General features: G+C 73.0%; 17 protein-coding genes. 4 read left to right on the forward strand and 13 right to left on the reverse strand.

The features are described 5' to 3' along the window. Window positions 1-97: 97 nt before the first annotated feature. Window positions 98-811, forward strand: a complete 714-nt coding sequence (locus tag OG406_RS11160; protein WP_329185534.1) for an SDR family oxidoreductase — start codon at window positions 98-100, stop codon at window positions 809-811. 20 nt (window positions 812-831) lie between these two features. On the opposite strand, the gene OG406_RS11165 is transcribed toward OG406_RS11160, so the two are convergent. Beyond that, window positions 832-1,821, reverse strand: coding sequence for an alpha/beta fold hydrolase (locus OG406_RS11165; protein ID WP_329185536.1), 990 nt, complete (start codon window positions 1,819-1,821; stop codon window positions 832-834). A gap of 216 nt (window positions 1,822-2,037) precedes the next feature. On the opposite strand from OG406_RS11165, the gene OG406_RS11170 reads away from it, so the two are divergent. Beyond that, window positions 2,038-2,961 (forward strand): LLM class F420-dependent oxidoreductase, encoded by a 924-nt coding sequence (locus OG406_RS11170; protein WP_266851957.1) that lies wholly within the window; start codon window positions 2,038-2,040, stop codon window positions 2,959-2,961. 358 nt (window positions 2,962-3,319) lie between these two features. Continuing rightward, window positions 3,320-3,484: a hypothetical protein gene (locus OG406_RS11175; RefSeq protein WP_203661765.1), complete on the forward strand. Its 165-nt coding sequence runs from the start codon at window positions 3,320-3,322 to the stop codon at window positions 3,482-3,484. A gap of 185 nt (window positions 3,485-3,669) precedes the next feature. Here OG406_RS11175 and OG406_RS11180 read toward each other — a convergent pair whose 3' ends face one another. The 4 genes from OG406_RS11180 to OG406_RS11195 all read right to left on the reverse strand — a co-directional run bounded on the left by OG406_RS11180 (window position 3,670) and on the right by OG406_RS11195 (window position 6,569). Next, complete coding sequence (locus OG406_RS11180; protein ID WP_081219898.1) at window positions 3,670-4,149, reverse strand: DUF6099 family protein; 480 nt, start codon at window positions 4,147-4,149, stop codon at window positions 3,670-3,672. Window positions 4,150-4,349: 200 nt separating this feature from the next. Further along, entirely contained in the window at window positions 4,350-4,682 is a 333-nt protein-coding gene (locus tag OG406_RS11185) for a nucleotide pyrophosphohydrolase (RefSeq protein WP_164375141.1), read from the reverse strand. After that, a complete protein-coding gene (locus OG406_RS11190; RefSeq protein ID WP_266851962.1) occupies window positions 4,679-5,836 on the reverse strand; it encodes an AAA family ATPase in 1,158 nt (385 codons plus the stop codon). Before OG406_RS11190 ends, OG406_RS11185 begins: the two co-directional genes overlap by 4 nt. 343 nt (window positions 5,837-6,179) lie before the next feature. Beyond that, window positions 6,180-6,569 (reverse strand): cell division protein SepF, encoded by a 390-nt coding sequence (locus tag OG406_RS11195; protein WP_081219895.1) that lies wholly within the window; start codon window positions 6,567-6,569, stop codon window positions 6,180-6,182. A 269-nt stretch (window positions 6,570-6,838) separates the two neighbouring features. On the opposite strand from OG406_RS11195, the gene OG406_RS11200 reads away from it, so the two are divergent. After that, window positions 6,839-7,618 carry an SDR family NAD(P)-dependent oxidoreductase gene (locus OG406_RS11200; protein WP_329185539.1) on the forward strand — a complete coding sequence of 260 codons (780 nt, stop codon included), beginning with the start codon at window positions 6,839-6,841 and terminating at the stop codon, window positions 7,616-7,618. Between the two features lie 247 nt (window positions 7,619-7,865). On the opposite strand, the gene OG406_RS11205 is transcribed toward OG406_RS11200, so the two are convergent. The 8 genes from OG406_RS11205 to OG406_RS11240 form a co-directional block, all read right to left on the reverse strand. Then, the gene (locus OG406_RS11205; protein WP_329185540.1) at window positions 7,866-9,134 is read right to left on the reverse strand and encodes a vWA domain-containing protein; all 1,269 of its coding nucleotides are present in this window, start codon (window positions 9,132-9,134) and stop codon (window positions 7,866-7,868) included. Then, the gene (locus OG406_RS11210; protein ID WP_329185542.1) at window positions 9,131-10,405 is read right to left on the reverse strand and encodes an AAA family ATPase; all 1,275 of its coding nucleotides are present in this window, start codon (window positions 10,403-10,405) and stop codon (window positions 9,131-9,133) included. Before OG406_RS11210 ends, OG406_RS11205 begins: the two co-directional genes overlap by 4 nt. A 608-nt stretch (window positions 10,406-11,013) precedes the next feature. Continuing rightward, a complete protein-coding gene (locus tag OG406_RS11215) occupies window positions 11,014-12,714 on the reverse strand; it encodes a hypothetical protein (protein WP_329185543.1) in 1,701 nt (566 codons plus the stop codon). 89 nt (window positions 12,715-12,803) lie between these two features. Further along, window positions 12,804-14,129 carry a hypothetical protein gene (locus tag OG406_RS11220; RefSeq protein ID WP_329185544.1) on the reverse strand — a complete coding sequence of 442 codons (1,326 nt, stop codon included), beginning with the start codon at window positions 14,127-14,129 and terminating at the stop codon, window positions 12,804-12,806. Beyond that, the gene (locus OG406_RS11225; protein WP_266851974.1) at window positions 14,126-14,299 is read right to left on the reverse strand and encodes a hypothetical protein; all 174 of its coding nucleotides are present in this window, start codon (window positions 14,297-14,299) and stop codon (window positions 14,126-14,128) included. The genes OG406_RS11220 and OG406_RS11225 overlap by 4 nt, the downstream gene beginning before the upstream one ends. Before the next feature lie 74 nt (window positions 14,300-14,373). Beyond that, a complete protein-coding gene (locus tag OG406_RS11230; RefSeq protein WP_241539809.1) occupies window positions 14,374-14,955 on the reverse strand; it encodes a DUF7144 family membrane protein in 582 nt (193 codons plus the stop codon). A gap of 352 nt (window positions 14,956-15,307) precedes the next feature. Beyond that, a complete protein-coding gene (locus OG406_RS11235; RefSeq protein WP_164375147.1) occupies window positions 15,308-16,372 on the reverse strand; it encodes an LLM class flavin-dependent oxidoreductase in 1,065 nt (354 codons plus the stop codon). After that, window positions 16,372-16,896 carry an SRPBCC family protein gene (locus OG406_RS11240; protein ID WP_164375148.1) on the reverse strand — a complete coding sequence of 175 codons (525 nt, stop codon included), beginning with the start codon at window positions 16,894-16,896 and terminating at the stop codon, window positions 16,372-16,374. Before OG406_RS11240 ends, OG406_RS11235 begins: the two co-directional genes overlap by 1 nt. Window positions 16,897-16,959 lie beyond the last annotated feature (63 nt).

Here is a 16,959-nt window from a genome sequence, read left to right on the forward strand (position 1 = left end):
AGGACAGCCTACGTTCTCCGGTTGCCTTTTGGAAACCGATCGGTTTACAGTTCCCGGAGACGAAGGAAACCGATCGGTTTCCGAAAGGGGCAAGCTCATGACCAGCATCGAAGGTTCCGTGGCACTGGTGACCGGCGGCAGCCGCGGCATCGGCAAGGCGTTCGTGGAGTCCCTCTACGAGCGGGGCGCCGCCAAGGTGTACGCGACCGCCCGCGACCCGAAGTCGGTCTCCCACCCCGACGCGGTGCCGCTGGCGCTGGAGGTCACCGACCCCGCGTCGGTCGCGGCCGCCGCCGAGCGGGCCCAGGACGTCACGATCCTGATCAACAACGCGGGCGGATCGGGACGGACGTCGTTCCTGGACTCCCCCGTCGAGGACGTGCGGCGCGAGTTCGAAATCAACTTCTTCGGCCCCCTGCTCACCACCCGGGCGTTCGTCCCGGTCCTGGAGCGCAACGGCGGCGGGCACATCCTGACCGTCCACTCCGTGCTGTCCTGGATGACGGTCCCCGGCACCGACGGATACAGCGCCTCGAAGGCCGCCCTGTGGTCGCAGAGCAACGCGCTGCGTCTGGAGCTCCGGCCGCGCGGGATCAAGGTCACCGGGCTGCACGTCGGCTATGTCGACACCGATCTGACCGCGGGTCTCGACGTACCGAAGGTCTCCGCGCACAGTGTCGCGGCCGAAGCTCTCGACGGCATCGAGGCGGACGCCCACGAGGTTCTCGCCGACGCGGTGACCCGGCAGGTCAAGGCGGGACTCTCGGGCGACCTCAGCGGCCTGTACCCGCAGCTCGCCGAGCAGCTGTAACCCGCGGCGGGCCCGGGCCGCTACGGGGTGGCGTCACCGATCGCGCCCAGCCACTCGGTCAGCAGCCGGCCCGTCTCCTCGGGGCGCTCCTGCTGGATCCAGTGGCCGCAGCCGTCGAGGACGTGCGAGGAGACCAGGCCCGGCAGCGTGACGGGGAAGGCGTCGATGGCGTCGGCCATCCACGTGGTGGAGGCGTCGAGGGCGCCGCCGACGAACAGCGAGGGCTGGGTGATCGGGGCACCGTCGTGGTCGGCGAGGTCCTCCCAGTCCCGGTCCATGTTGCGGTAGCGGTTGAGCGCCCCGGTCAGGCCGGTGCGCTCGAACTCCGCTGCGTAGACGTCGAGTTCCTCCTCACCGAGCCAGCCCGGGCGGACGCCGGCCGGGAAGCGGTCCCGGAGCGCACCGCCGGGTGCGGCGAAGTGCGGGTCGGGCGCTCCGGGCACGGGCATCGTGTCGCCGGACAGGGCGGCGTAGAAGCCGGCGAGCCAGCCGCGTACGTCCGGCTCGATCTCGGCCTCCGCGCGGCCGGGCTGCTGGAAACGGGAGACATAGAACTCCTCCTCACCACCCATGGCCGCGAACATGTCCGAGGGGCGCGGGCCGCCCCGCGGGGCGTAGGGGACGCTGAGCAGCCCCACGGCCCGGAACACGTCGGGGCGCAGCAGTGCGGAGCCGGCCGCGATGTTCGCTCCCCAGTCGTGTCCGACGATCACCGCTCGCCGTTCGCCCAGCGCCCGCACGACGGCCACGCCGTCCTCGACCAGGTCGGGCATCCGGTACGCCTCGACCGCCTCCGGCCGGGACGAGCGGCCGTAGCCGCGCACGTCGACGGCGACCGCCCGGTAGCCGGCCGCCGCGAGGACCGGCAACTGGTGGCGCCACGAGTACCAGAACTCCGGGAAGCCGTGCACGAGCAGGACCAGGGGCCCCTCGCCCTGCTCGACGAGATGGATCCGCCCCGCGGGTCCGGGGACCACCCGGTGCGTGACGTCCGGAAGCTGCTGCGGCATGAGTCCTCCAAGGGCCTCGGTCCGGCCGGTACCGGTGCGGGGGCCACGGTGCTGCGTGCCGGGTACGGGGGCGGTGCGCCAAGATCGCTTCCGATCCTGGTGGAACGCCCCCGCCGTCGCGAGCGATGTTGCCGCTTCGGCAAACGGAGCGACGGGGGCGGGCGGGGACAGCGGTTCGACGGGGGACGCCTGATGTGACCGGTGCATGATGGATACATGGATCTTCGAGTCTTCACAGAACCGCAGCAGGGCGCGACCTACGACACGCTGCTTCGCGTGGCCAAGGCCGCCGAAGACCTTCACTACGGCGCTTTCTTCCGCTCCGACCACTATCTGCACATGGGCTCCGCCGACGGCCTCCCCGGCCCCACGGATGCGTGGATCACGCTGGCCGGCATCGCCCGCGAGACGAGCAGCATCCGGCTGGGCACCCTGATGACCGCGGGCACCTTCCGTCTTCCCGGCGTCCTCGCCATCCAGGTCGCTCAGGTCGACCAGATGTCGGGCGGACGGGTGGAGCTGGGTCTGGGAGCCGGCTGGTACGAGGCCGAGCACGCCGCCTACGGAATCCCCTTCCCGAAGGAGAAGTTCGGCCGCCTGGAGGAGCAACTCGCCGTGGTCACCGGGCTGTGGGGCACGCCCGTGGGCGAACGGTTCAGCTTCGACGGCACGTACTACCAGTTGAAGGACTCGCCCGCGCTGCCCAAGCCCGCGCAGTCGAAGGTGCCCGTGCTGATCGGCGGTCACGGAGCCAAGCGCACCCCGGCCCTGGCGGCGCGCTACGCCGACGAGTTCAACATCCCGTTCGCCTCCGTGGCGGACTCGGAGCAGCAGTTCGGCCGGGTGCGGGCGGCGGTGCAGCAGGCCGGGCGCAAGGCCGACGAACTCGTCTACTCCAACGCCCTCGTGGCGTGTGTCGGGCGCACCGACAGTGAGGTGAAGCGGCGGGCCGACGCGATCGGCCGTGACGTCGACGAGCTGAAGGCGAACGGTCTCGCGGGTTCGCCCGCCGAGGTGGTCGAGCGGATCGCCCAGTACCAGGCGGTGGGTGCGCAGCGGATGTATCTCCAGATCCTCGACCTCGACGACCTGGACCAGCTGGAGTTGATCGCGGCCGAGGTGATGCCGGCGCTGGACTGACCGGCTCGCCCGGCCCCGGTCGTCGCGCCGTACGGTCCGGCCGTCGAGCGGCACGCGCCCCGCTCCGGCCGGACCCGCGGCGGTCCGGCCGACAGCCGGCCGACTCCGCGGGAGCCGCCACGGATCGGGTCGATCCCGGTCGGCCGAGCGGCCGTTCGCGGCCGCCACGACGGCACTTCCGTCCACGGGCGGGTGAAAATCCGTCAACCCCGGGTGCGGTGCGCGGCCACGCCAGTGACCCGGGTCGACGGTGATCGTTGGCTCGGGCGGAGCCGGACCGCCCGGCACCCGTCGCCGGCGGTCGCCGGGACGTCACCCTCGTCAGTGGCCCTCCGTCGCGAGGGCCGAGGAGGCCGTCGTGACCCAGGAAACCGTGCCCCAACAGGGCCCGTCCGCCCAGCCGAAGGGGCTGCTCCAGCAGATGGAGGAGCTGATGGCGGCGCTGAACGCGGATCTCTCCCGACTGGACGCGGACCTGTCGGCGCCACGGCCCGCGCGGACGCCCGAACCCGAAAGCGCCTGACGACCGGACCTCCCGGTCTCTCCGTCCCCGCGCCTTCGTCCCGTCCGGGCGTCTTCCGTCCCGGCGTCTTCCGTCCCGGCGTCTTCCCGGCGCCTCGCGTCCCGGCCTCTCCAAGCCCCGCGCATCCTCGCTCGCGTCCTCCGGTCGCCGGCCGTGGGATGCACGGGCCCGGACGGGCCGCACGCCTACCCCATGGCCGAACCCCGCTCCACCACGCGTTTCTCGTCCCGCACCGCGAGGCGCCTGAGCATCTCCAGGACGCGGTCCCGGGACTCGTCCGCCGCGTCGATCGCCTCCATGCACTGCCAGTACCTCCCCTCGTCGTCCGCCGCACAGGCGACGCCGACCAGGGCCATGCCGACCTCGCCCAGGAGACTGCCGAGACACAGGAGCGTCTCTCGCGGATCGCCCAACTCGGTGAGCTGGGCGGCACGTAAGGCGCCGACGCCGAGCGCGGGAGCGCCCAGCACTCCGCAGCCGCGGCCCGCCAGCTCCGTCAACCCCAGGGCCTCGCCCCGGAGTTCAGGCGGACCGGAGACCGCGAAACGGCTGCCGATCGCCTGCGCCAGGGAATGCGCCTGCCACGCCTCGGCCATCACCTCCGGGGTGTCCCCGCTCTCCGCCAGGGCACGTCTGCTCGTCACGATGAGCCGCACCGCTTCCATGCGCTGCCCCCGTCTGTCGCGACGCGCTCGCACGCGTCCGCCCGAACTCACTGGTTCACTACCCAGAGTGAAGTCCCTTGAGACGAAAAGCCAGAGGAAGCCCGAAATCTGTGGACACGGAGTTGAGAGTTGACGAGTGAACGACTCCGGAGAGTGACGCTGCCTCTTTCCGGTGATCGCGCGGGCGTCCTCCGCTCTCCTCAGGAGCCCCCGGATGCCGGGAACCGCAGCTCATTGCGGTCGATCTTCGCGTCGAGCGCGGCGAGCGGGTCGACGCCCAGCACCTCGCAGAACTGCAGCAGATAGGCGAGGACGTCGGCCACCTCGTCACGGACGCGATGGGCGCGGTCCGCGTCGTCCATGACCTGGGCCGACTCCTCCGGGGTCAACCACTGGAAGATCTCCACGAGTTCGGAGGCCTCCACGCTCAGGGCGGAGACCAGGTTCTTCGGGGTGTGGTACGGCTGCCAGTTCCGGGCGGCCGCGAAGTCGGCCAGCCTGCGTTGCAGTGTCGCCACGTCCAGTTCACTCACGGCGTCAGGTCTACCACCGTCGCGCCGGCCGTGCCGAACGCCGGTGCCCCGTCGCTCAGTGCGGCCACCAGCCGGATGTGGCCCCGCTCGCACATGCGCTGGGCCAGCCGCACCAGTTCACCGGTCTGCCGCGCGTCCAGCCCGCGGTCGAGGCCGTCGGCGAGCACCGTCAGCGACTGGAACGCGGCCGGCACCTCGCCCGCCGGGTCGACCTCCAGGACCCCGGGTCCGGTGAGCAGGACGAGGGCCAGCGCGAGATACCGCAACTCGCCGTCGCCGAGCAGCCCCAGCGGCGTACGGGAGCCGTCGCCGCGGTCGAGGAGCCCCTGCACCCGGCCGTCGCCGACCACCTCGGCCAGGACGTCGGTGACGGTCCCGGCGCAGCCGGCTCGGACGGCCGTGACCAGGTGGGCGTACCGGTGGCCGCACTCCGACCGCGTACGCCACAGCACCTCGGCGAGGTTGCCGCAGTTCCGCAGGAGGCGTCCCGTGCCCAGCGGGGTGGGGCCGCGCATGGTGTGCGGGTTCGGGTCGCAGGCGTAGACGGAGCGCAGCGCGAGCACCATCTGCTCGGCGGCGGCGAGGACCTGACACTCGCCCGCGGTGCGGCCCGCGACGCGCAGGGGCAGCAGGGCGGTGCCGAGCCGGTCGTCGGGGAGCGGTCCGCGGGTCACGGCGGACGATCCCCCGGTGTGCCAGGCCGCCTGCACGGACGGGCGGCCCGGGTCACGCAGCGCGGTCTCCAGCAGGGTCTGGCCGCCCGCCGACAACCGTTCGCCCACGATGCGCAGTTCGGGTTCGGCCTGGACGGCGACGTCGAGGCGGACCGGTCCTTCGGGGCCGTCCACCGTGCAGCCGATGCGGAAGCCGCGGCGCTGCTGCGCGTCGGGCCGGGCCAGTTCGGGCACGCAGGCGACCGGGTCCGGGAACACCTCCCGGAGTTCGGCGCCGCCGCCGAGCCGGGCCAGCGCCTCGTAGGCGCGCAGGACGGCCGTCTTGCCGCTGCCGCTCGGGCCGGTGACGAGGGTGAGCGGTCCGAGGGGGAACCGGACACGGCGATGGGTCGCGAAGGCGGCGAGGCGCAGTTCGGTGAGGCCTGGTCGGTCGGGGCGCGCCTGCGCCACGGTGGGCGCTTCCGGCGTGGACAGGGTCATATGCGGACGGTAGGCCTCCGTCACCGGACGAACCGTTCCACTTGGGTAACCTTCCTACGATCGGGGGACGAATCCACCGGTTCGTAGGACGAGTTCACAGGAGCCACCGGCCCCGGTCGCCCGGTCCGGAGCCGAGTTCACGACGGTCACGGGAGCAACCCTGCGGAGGGCCGGAGCATCCGGTCACCTCGACGCGACGGCCGGCACCCGCTCACCGTGCCCGGTCGTTGCGTCGGCTACCGGTCCCCCGTTGCGGACGACGTCGCGGTTGACGCGACGGATGGCGTCGCGAATGGCATCGCGAATGACGTCGGACAGCGCCGGCCGGCCGGGCGCGGTGGTGTCAGATCCCGGGGACCCCCGCCTCCTCCATCAGTCCGCGCACCTCGGTTCCCGGCGGGGTCAGCAGGAACACGTTCCGGTCGACGCGGTGCATACCGCTCGCGAGGCCGAACACCACACCCGTACTGAAGTCGAGCACCCGCTTGGCGACTTCACTCTCCGCGCCCGTCAGGTCGAGGAGGACCGGGATGCCGGCCATGAGGGTCTCGGCCACGTCGCGGGCGTCCGCGAAGACGTTGACCCGCAGCACCACGAACCGGCGCCGCGCCTCCGTCGGGGCCTCGGGGATCGACCGGTGGCCGACCGAGGAGGGCCAGGCGTCCCGGCCACGCAACGGAACGACCTGGGCGAGCCCTCTCCACTGTTCATCGGTGACGTCGTGGCTGTTCATCGATCCACCCCGTCCTGGCTCGCACTCGTAGTCTGCACCGGGCAATTCTTACGCATGGTCACCCGTTCGGCCCAACAGCGACACGGTCCGCGACCCGGTTCGCGTGCGTCCGGCCCATTTCTCCGGTGCCGTGCCCCTGTTCGTCGGAGACGCTCCGTGCTGGAATACCCCGTCGCCCTGGGGCCGTTCGCCGGCGGGCGACCCCCGGCACCGGGCCGGGCGCAGTGAGGTCGTGAAGGTCGACATCGCCCAACCCAGGGGAGACCGTGATGACTGGGACGTCGGATTTCTCGCAGCGCGAGGGTGTCGCGCTGGTCGCTGGCGGCACCGGGGGCATCGGCTCGGCGGTCGTGCGGACGCTCGCCGAGCGGGACAGCGACGTGGTGTTCACGTACCGCTCCAACCGGGCGGCGGCGGACGCGCTCACGGAGGAACTCGGCGGGCTCGGGCGCCGGATCCGCTCGCTGCGGCTCGACCTGACAGACGAACGGGCGGTGGCCGACGCCGTGTCCGGGACCGCCGCCACGTTCGGTGGTCTGCACACCCTCGTCCACGCGGCGGGGCCGCACGTTCCGATGGTGCATCTGAGCCGGGTCACGCCGAGTGAGTACCGCACCCAACTCGACGCGGAGGCGGGGGCCTTCTTCCATCTCGTGCACCCGGCGCTGCCACTGCTGCGGGAGAGTCGGGGCAGTGTCGTCGCGGTCACCACCGTGGCCACGCGCCGGTTCCCCGTCCGCGACGGACTCTCCTCAGGCACCAAGGGGGCCGTCGAGGCGGTCGCCCGCGCCCTTGCCGCCGAGGAGGGCCGTTACGGCGTCCGCGTCAACTGCGTCGCCCCCGGCATGCTCACCGACGGCATCGCCGCCCGGCTGATCAGCTCCGGCGAACTCGACGACACCGCGCTGGAGATCGCCCGCCGCAACATCCCCCTGCGCCGCTTCGGCACCGCCACGGACATCGCCGAAGCGGTCGCCTTCCTGGCCTCGGACCGCGCGGGCTTCATCACCGGGCAGGCGCTGGGGGTGGACGGGGGGTACAGCGTGTGAGGGGTGGTTGGGGGATCGGCTCGGGGCCGGGGGTGCTGCGGTCGACCGTGGGTGGCGGCCGAAGCCAGCCTCCGGTAGCGAGGGGGGCCCTGTCGCTCGGGCAGGAGGCCGAGCGAACACGGGTCCGGGCAGCTCCCGAGGAGCGAACTGCCCGGCGGCAGGAGCGTCGACCGTGCGGGGAGGGGAAGGTCCCGGGCGGGTCGCTCGACCGACCCCGCGGGCCGGGGCGCCGCTCCCTTCCCTGTCCTCACCTGCCCGTCCCCGTCGTCGCGCCGATCTCGACCACCCGGGCCCAGGCCGGTGGCGTGTCCGGCACGTAGTCGGGGTCGTCCTCGTCCCAGGAGCCTTCTCCCCCGTGCCGGGAGAAGCGGCCCACGACCGTCCGGTACGGGGGCCGCTCGTCCGGCCACGGGGTCTGCCCGTCCGTCAGGACCACCACCACGTCGGGGCGGGGCGTGGCCCGGAGCGCGGCGGCGAACCCGGAGCGCAGGTCGGTGCCCCCGCCGCCCATCAGCGTGATCCCCTCGGCCCGGCACAGGGGGTGGGCGACCCGGGCGGCCGCGTCGCAGGCCGCCACCGTCACGAGGTCACGACGGCCGCCCACGGCCCGGGAGATGGCGGACACCTCCAGGAGGGCGCTGCCCAGTTCCGCGTCGCTGACCGAGCCGGAGGTGTCGATGACCACGAAGACCCGCGGCGGTCTGCGCCGCAGGCTCGGCAGCACGATGCCGGGCAGGCAGGCGGCGCGCCGCGACGGGCGCCCGTACGTGTAGTCCTCGCCCGCGCCGGGCCCGGAGGCGGCGGACCGGACGGCCGCGCCCAGCAGCTCCCGCCAGGGCTGCGGCGGGTGGAAGGCCTCCTCCGCCCACCGTTTCCAGCCTCGGGGAGCGTGGCCGGGGCGGGCGTTGATGCCCTCGGCGACCCGGAAACGGACGGCGTCGCGTTCCTGCGCGCTGAGCCCGTGCGCACCGTCCGGCCCGAGGTCCCAGTCCCGTTCGCGTCCGTCGGCGCCGCTGCCGCAGTCCAGCCAGGCCAGGCTCTGGGTGCGCGGCCCGAGCCGGAACAGGGTCAGGTACTCCTCCATCAGCTCGCCCGGCGGCAGGAGCAGGAACTGGGGTGTGACGGCGCCCTCGGGCCGGACCAGGCCGTCACCGAACGCGTCGTCGTTGATCTCGCAGTCCGCGGCGATGTTCATCCGCAGCCGCTCCGCCGGGCCGGTCAGGCCGCGGGCCCGGGCCACGCGGTCGCTGCGGCCGTGGTGGTCGCGCAGCAGGTGGGACACCTCGTGCACCCAGACCCCGGCGAGGTCCTCGACGGGGGTGCGGTCCACGAAGCCCGGTGAGACGTAGCAGCGCCAGTACCGGTCGACGGCCATCGTGGGGACCTGCCGCGACGCGACGGTGTGCAGGGCGAACAGCGCCGTCGCGAGGTAGGGACGGGCCCGCGCGGCGTGCAGACGGGCGGCGAACAGCTTGTCGAGGTCCAGGGCTGCGCCCTGCGTGTCGGGCGTCGTCATCGGCGCACCGCTCCGGGGCCGGACGCGACGCGGGCCGCCGCGTCGTCCGCGCGCCGGGACAGGGTCACCGCTCCGGCGAGCCGCTCGATGGAGGCGGGCACGTCCCAGTCCTGTTCGCGCAAGGTGGCGAGTGTGGTCGCGGGGACGACCACGAGGTCGGGTGCGCCGGTGTCGAGCGCCCGGACGAGCACGGCCCACGCGGCGTCCCAGCGGGCCTTGTCCGGACGTTCCCTGACCGCGGCGACCACCCCGTCGAGAACGGCCTGGCACAGATCACCCCGCTCGGGGAGTTCGGCGCTCTCCGGGTCGGCGAGCAGGGTCTCCGGGTCGGGTAGGTCCAACCGGTCCAGACTGGCGAGGAGTTCCAACCCCGGCCCATCCCCCACGGTCCCCCGGACGAGCAGGGACAGCACCTCGCGGGAGGAGCCGGCGGCCGTCGCGAAGGCGATCAGGCGCAGGGTCATCTCCCAGCTTCGCGGTGAGGGCCAGGCGCCGCCGCGCCGGGTCTCGCCGCTCGGCAGCCGGTGGACGAGTCCGGGGCGGGCCGCGAGCAGGGCGCACACCGCACGGCGGGCGAAGGCCACGGCCTCGCGCAGCCTCCGCGGGTCCAGGCGCGGCAGGGTCGCCCGGGGCCAGGTGCCGCCGAGGCCCCGGACGACGACCTCGTGGTCGTGGGTCCACTGGAGGTGGACGAACCGGTTGGCCAGCGGGGGGCTCAGCTCCCAGCCGTCGGCGGCCGAGGAGCGCGGGTTGGCGGCGGCAACGATCCGTACGCCGGGCGGCAGTTGGAGCGCCCCGATCCGCCGCTCCAGGACCAGCCGGAGCAGGGCGGCCTGGACGGCGGGGGGTGCGGTGGACAGTTCGTCGAGGAAGAGCAGCCCCCGGCCCGCCCGCACGAGACGGACCGCCCAGTCCGGCGGGGCCATCGGAACGCCCTGTTCGGCGGGGTCGTCGCCGAGGACGGGCAGCCCCGAGAAGTCCGACGGTTCGTGGACGCTGGCGATCACCGTGGTCAGCGGCAGGTCGAGGGTCTCGGCCAACTGGGTCAGCGCGGCTGTCTTGCCGATCCCCGGCTCGCCCCACAGCAGGACGGGCAGGTCGGCGGCGACGGAGAGAGTGAGCGCCTCCAGCTGTGTGTCGGGGCGCGGTTCGGTTGCGGTGTCGCGGAGGAGGGACAACAGCGTCTCCGCCAGGTCGAGTTGGGTCGGTCCGGCCGGATCGACCGGATCGGGGAGGAGGTCGGCTTCAAGGAACGGGGTGCGTGTGGGCATGTCTGATCACCTTGGGGTTCGTGGCGGATCGCAGGGCGGTGGACCGAGGTCTGATGGACACGGCCGACCGCTGTGCGGCAGGTGCGGTGGGCTTCGAGCGGGGCTCGCGGGCGATGTGGACGCGGACGATGGGTGGTGCCGTCACACGACGGGAGGCTGACCGATGAGCGGGAACAGCGATCGGTGAACGGTGCCTTGCCGAGGGCCTGTTGTGTCGCTCGGGTCGGGTCGGGTCGGTGGTGACGGCGCCTGGCCGACGGAATGCTTGGACTGCGCCGGTACGACCGGTGTGACGAGGTCCGGCTGACAGCCGGTTGTGTCGCGAGGGTGGGGACGGGTGGTGAGCGGTGTGGACGACGGCCTGTCGCTCCCCGCAGGTGCGACCGATGGATGGACTGACCCTGATCAGCGGAAGGTACGCCGCGTGAAGGGCGCCGGCCCCGAACGAGGCCTGGCCGACGGCCGGTCGGATCTCGCGGGCGCGAACCGGAGACGGACCGACCTGATCAACGGAGAGCTGCGCCCCGCGGATGACACCGGCCCCGAACGAGGCCTGGCCGACGGCCGGTCGGACCGCGCGAGCGCGACCGGAGACGTACGGGGCCCGGTTAACGGCCCGTCGTGTCGCGCGGATGGGACCGATGGTCGTGGGGCCGCGTGGGTCCCGGTCGGATTCGACCGGGCGCGGGCCCCGTCAGGCCCGCCCGAAACAGTCCGTAGGTGATCCGGCGCTCGGCGGCCGCCAGGAGTTCGTCCCGCAGCGCCCCGCCGCGCAGCACCGCGTCGGGTCCCAGCAGGCCCTCGACGGCAGCCAGCGCACCGGCGGTGTCGCCGTGGTGGAGTCGTTCACGGACCCCGGACAGACAGTGCGGGCTCCGGTGCGCCTCGTCGATGGCCTGGAGGCAGGGCAGAGGCGTACCGGTCAGCGCGACCAGCAGTTCCTCGCGCCGGATCTCGGTCGGGTCGTGGTCCAGGGGTTGCAGGACGCCGTCGACCAGGCCGATCCGGTGCCGGTCGCCCCGGCACTCCACGATCCGGGGGCGGCCCGGTGGGTCGGGTGCCCGGGGGACGGCGACGGGGTGGTGACCGGGTACGAGGGCCGCCGCGACCAGCGGATGCAGACGATCGGCATCGATGGCGCCGGTGCGGAGCAGATGCAGGTCGGGCAGCACCCAGGTCGCCGCGTCGGGCAGGACCGGCAGCGGTGATCCGGCGCCGCCCTTCGGGGCCGGGCGCATCCGCAGGCGGGGCAGTCCCGGGCCGTCCGACGCCGCGGGCACGTCTTTGTGCCCACCCGAGCTCGTGACCGGGCCCAGCCCCACGTCCCGATCAGAGTCCGTGAACGGGGCCAGGACCAGGCCAACACCCACGTCCTTGACCCGGCCCTGGGCCGAGCGGCCCCGGCCCACGTCCAGGTCCCGGACCTCGTCCCGGTCCACGTCCACGTCCACGTCCAGGAGCAGGCGGTACCGAGATCCCAGCCGTACGGCGACAGGTCCCCTCGTCCGGCCGTCGGCCCGCAGCAGGATCGCCGCCTCGGCCGCCCACCGGTCCACGGCACACCCGAGGTCCGGCGGCACGAGCCCGAGCGGATCGAGGTCACGTGGCCGGGGAGCGACGGGCGGGACATCCACCCCGGCCCGGAACGGCAGGCCCTCGGCCCCGGCCGGGAAACGGGGTTCGCCGACAGGCGAGACCGCGCCGCACCGGACCCCCAACTCGTCGGTCCTGCGCGCGTCCCAGAGGTGGCGGTGCAGGTCGAGGCGGAATCGCCGACTGGGCCGGGAGTGCGGATGCCTGCGCGCCCCGTCGTCGCAGCACGCGCCGCGGGAACCGCCGTCGGGCGCCTCCCACAGCGCGAGGCTGATCCGCTGACCGCCGTCGGCCCAGGCCGGTGGCGTGCGGACCACGAGGTGCAGCGGATGGGCGGGGTCGGGGGCGGCCCGGGCGGAAGCTGTGGGCGTGCCGCTCCCGGGCGAGGCCGTGTCGTAGCGCGCCAGCGTCATGGTGATGCCGGGGCGCAGCAGTCCGTCGGGGCCGACCCGGGGCATGTGCCAGCGCAGCAGATCCGGCGCCAAGTGACGCAGATCCGCCCGGACTCGGGATGCGAGATCACATCCGTGCGTGCGAGCCAGGCAGCGGAGGTGGAGATCGACGTCGACGCCCGCGGCGGCGCAGGCCCCCGCCCAGTCCCCGGCACGGCGACGGGCGGTCGCGGTCTCGATCATGGAGGGCGGCACGGCGAAGTCCCGCACGCGCGGCCAGAAGGAAGCGAGGAGAGAGTCCTCGTACGCGGTCCGAGTGAGCATCAGCACTCACCTTGCGCGGACGGGGCCCCCCATCTGTCATCAGCGAGAGTTGTCATCGGCGGGATGATAGCCCGCTGTTCGGAGGACTGTCAGGTGATTTCGACCGGGCCCGAACCGGCGGCCGGTCCGCCCGCGCCGCCGGTGCTGCCGGTGGTGCCGGTCAGGTGCGGGGCCCCGTCGTCGTCGAGGAACTCGACCACGGCGAGCACCAGCAGGGCCACCACGGCGATCCAGACGGTGACGGCGGCCGTGGGGTAGTTCCAGATGAGCAGGGTGACGGCGGCGACCGCGACGACCGTCCAGTTGAGCCATGTCTTGGCGCGGTGCACCCAGGCCCCGACCGGTCCCAGGTCGAAGCCCACGGCGTTGCGCACGGCGCCGATGCCGCCCCGCCAGGCGGCCAGGACCCGCGTGGCGGCCCGGCCGCTGCCGGTCAGCCAGGCGGCGAGGGCCACGACGATGCCGAGGGTGATCACCATGCGCACCGTCGTCCGCAGAAAGCGCACGAGGGTGTCGAAGACCGAGCCCGCCGCGGGCTGGGAGACCCCCGAGGGCAGGCCGTCGAGGTAGATCCCGCGGAAGATCCAGAGCGCGATGCCGAGGACGGCTGCCCCGGCGGCCACGGCGAGTGCCGCCGTGACGAGGGCGCGGCGCCTGCGGATGGCGAGGAGCACGCCGCCGGCCGCGAGCACCAGGGTCAGCACCGGCAGCCAGAACCCGACGATCTGCAGCAGCCGGTAGAGCTTCTTGGCCTTGCCGATGGAGTCGGACGTCATGACCGTGAAGTCGGTGTGCACCTCGGGGATCTTCGCGGCGACGCCGAGTCCCCTGTCGACGAGGGCCTGCTTGACGCGGTCGATGACCGGCGCGAGGTCGATGACGACGGCGTCGTTGGTGAGCTTGACGGCTCCGCCGCCCTTTCCGGTGAGCGCCTTGTCGACGGAGGCGTGGGCCGTCCTGTTGAGGTCGGTCCACAGCGTGGCGAAGGCGTCGCTGCTGACGAACTTGTCCGCCGTGCTGTGCACGAAGTCGGTCAGTCCACTGGTGATCGGACCGCTCAGCGGGCCCAGGGCCTTGGTCAGCCGGGGCCGGTCGGCCGGGGCGACGGAGGTGAGCAGCGACTCGATGTCGACGTGCTGCATGACGGCCTTGGTCACCCGGTCGGCGACGGCCTCCTGGACGTCGGGGTCGGAGGCGAGCGGCTTCATGGTGGAGACGTAGCGGTCGGTGTCTCCGATCAGGTCGCTCGACCAGGCCGCCACGGCGCTGAGCGGGGTGAGCACGGCCGCGACGATGATCAGCAGGACCGCGAAGAACGGCCGTACCCAGTGCCGTTGGCCCGTCGGGCGGCGTCGCTCCAGTTCCGCGACCCGGGCCCGGAGTTCGGCGATCTCCCGGGCGTCGTCGCCGTTCACGTCGCCTCCGCGGGGCCGGCGGCCGGACACGGCTGCCGGTGCGCGGACCGTTGACCGGCGCGTGTCCGGTCGATCAGATCGTCCATGGCGCTCTCGTTCCGCTCGGTGCGCTGCGTGGTGGTGTACGACGGGTACGCCGGCCCCTCCCCCGGTGGCGTCGGATCGGCCATCGGGCGGAGGGGCCTCGTGGGTGCGGGGTGTCACACCGCTGCCGTCACGTCCTGACGGCCGGAGCGGGGACGGTTCAGCGCGGCTGCGGCTGTCGCGGGGACTGCGACGGGGACTGCGGCCGGGACGGTGTGTGGTGGCCGTGGGGCCGGTAGGCGGCGAGCGCCCAGATCACGAACACGTCGATCGCGATCATGATGACCGACCAGATCGGCGCGTACGGCAGGAACATGAAGTGGAAGAGCATGCTCACCGCCGCCAGCGCGATACCGGTGACGCGGGCCCACGCGGCGCCCTTGAGGATGCCCGCGCCGACGACGGCGGCGATCACGCCGACGACCAGCAGGATCCAGCCCCAGCCGGTGAGGTTGATGCGGTACACGTAGTCGTTGACCCGCGTGTACACATCGTCCTTGGCGATCGCGGAGATGCCCTGGAGGATGTTGAGGAAGCCGTTCACCAGCAGGAGCACACCGGCGAAGGTGACGCCGCCGGCCACCCACGCGCCGTCGCCCGACGGCGGCGGCCCGAGGCCTCCTCCGGCGGGGGCCGCTCCGGACCACTGGTCTCCCCACAGCGGCATGTCGCCGCCGCTCGGCTGGGGTCCCGTGCCGCCACCGGGCGGCGGGGTCGGGGGCTGCGAAGCGTCCTGGCTCATGCTCGACCACCTCGTTGCACTGTCGGCCGCTGGCCGTCCCCGGTGCGGGAGGCATCGGGGAATTCGAGCCTCCGCCGCCCTTCCGCGCCCCGCCAGAGGGGTGCCGCCGATCGGGTGACGACACGACGACGGGCCTGTCATCGTGGTGCCGCCGACCGGGCGACGGTACGACGACGGCCTTGCCACCGTGGTGCCGTCGAAGAACCGACGGTACGACGACAGGCCTGACACCATGCTGCCGCCGAGCCGGCGACAGTACGACGGTGCGGGCCTGCCGCCGACGGCAGGCCCGCACCCTCGCTCCCCTCCCCCGGTCGGCTTCTCGCCCTCGGCCCCGGCCGGACCTTTCGTCTCAGGCGGCGTCCGCCTCCGCGTTCTGCCGGGAGACGAGGTCCAGGGCCCGCCCCAGCGTGGCGAGCCGGGCGTCGAGGGTCTCGCCCGCGGGGTAGAGGCGGACGGTGTCGACGCCCGCGGCACCCCATACCCGGAGTCGCTCGCGGACCATGTCCTCGGTTCCGATCAGGGTCGTGCCGAGCACCATCTCGTCGGTCACGAGTCCCGCGGCGCCGTCCCGGTCGCCGGCCTGCCAGCGCTCGTGGACCTCGGCGGCGACGTCCGCCCAGCCCTGCCTGCTGTACGCGGCGTTGTAGAAGTTGGTGGTGGCGGAGCCCATCCCGCCAAGACTGAAGGCGAGTTCCTTCTTGCGTCCCGCCACCATGGTGCGCAGCGCGTCCTCGTCCTCGGCGAACGCCACTTCGGCGCCCTGGCAGATGTCGAGGTCGGCCCGGCCCCGGCCCGCCGCCGCGAGGCCCGCGTCCAGGTGGTCGAAGTACGCCTCCTTGGCGCCCTCGGGCACGAAGCTGGTCCCCAGCCAGCCGTCGGCGATCTCGCCCGTCAGTCGCAGCATCTTGGGCGAGAGGGTGGCGAGATAGACGGGCAGGTCGTGCTCGGCGCGCATCGACAGGCGCATGGCCCGCGCCTCGCCTCCCGGCAGCGGAATCGTGAACTCCCGTCCCTGGTGGTCGATCTTCTCCCCCGCCACGGCCTGCCGGACGATCTCCACGGTCTCCCGCATCCGGGTCAGCGGCCGCGCGAACGGTACGCCGTGCAGGCCCTCGATCACCTGGGGTCCGGAGGGTCCGAGACCGAGGAGGAACCGCCCGCCGGAGATGTTGGAGAGGGTGATCGCGGCGCGGGCGATGGCGGAGGGGGTGCGGGTGCCGAGCTGGATGATGCCGGAGCCGAGCAGGATCCGCTCGGTGCGCGCCGCCAAGTAGCCGATAGGGGACGGCGCTTCGGACCCCCAGGCCTCCGCGACCCAGCAGATGTCCATGCCGAGTTTCTCGGCCTCGACGACGAAGTCGACGGTCTCCCGCCAGTCGCCCCCGGACGCCTCGACGGTCGTGGAGGTACGCATCACGCGCCCGCCCCTTCCCGGTTCTCGGCGCGTTCCCTGATCGCCTCGACGGTGCCCGTCATGCTCCGCTCGAACTCCCGCAGCCGCACGAACACGATCTTCTGCTCCTTGTCCGGCATCCGGTCGATCGCCTGGCAGAGTCCCGAACGGCCGGGCCCCATCCGCATCCACTGGGTCAGCTCGGTGCCGCCGTCCTTCTCCTCCAGGCTGAACCGCCATACGGAGCTGGGGTGTTCGGGGTCCTCCACGGCCCACGCGAACGTGCGGTACGGATCGCACCGCACGATGTACGAGGTGGTCTCCCACTCCCCCAGCGACTCGTGCCGGCTGCGGCCCACGAACCGGGCGCCGACCGCGGGGGCCGTCGCGTCGTCGAGCCAGCTCACCGACTGGAGTTCCGTGCTCAGTTCCGGCATGAGCCCGATGTCGGACACCAGCTCCCAGACCCGCGGCGGCGGGGCGTCGATCCGTGTCCGCACCTCGACCGTCGGCTGATCCGCGTAACGCGCGCCCGTCCACTCCATGAGTCGTCCGGCCTCTCTCTCAGCGTTCAGGAAATCTGCCCCAGAAGGGCTCTGAGCTTGAGA

Source organism: Streptomyces sp. NBC_01428 (assembly GCF_036231965.1).
Classification (GTDB): domain Bacteria; phylum Actinomycetota; class Actinomycetes; order Streptomycetales; family Streptomycetaceae; genus Streptomyces.